Annotated in this window: 1 protein-coding gene; it reads right to left on the reverse strand. The window is 36.6% G+C overall.

The window, feature by feature from the left end; genetic code table 11:
- A partial coding sequence (locus ACRHOC_RS15390) for a SufD family Fe-S cluster assembly protein (protein ID WP_431159467.1) occupies positions 1-227 on the reverse strand: 227 nt, incomplete at both ends.

Raw genomic sequence — 227 nt, forward strand, 5'->3', positions numbered from 1 at the left:
GCGTTTGGTTGATATAGGTGTTATCTATTAACGATGCAGATTGTCTGTCGTTTTGTATCTTGTAGTAATCTACAATTGCTCTTCTATTAGCAAAGACCTCGGTTACGCTATTAGTAAGTATTGGGTTATCCGTTAAGCTCTGATGTCTTTCAGTAATTTGAACATGAGAATTTTCTTCAACAACAACCAAGTTACGTGGCTGTAACATTAAAGGGGATTCATTTCCG

Source organism: Winogradskyella poriferorum (assembly GCF_050618035.1).
Classification (GTDB): Bacteria; Bacteroidota; Bacteroidia; order Flavobacteriales; family Flavobacteriaceae; genus Winogradskyella; species Winogradskyella poriferorum_A.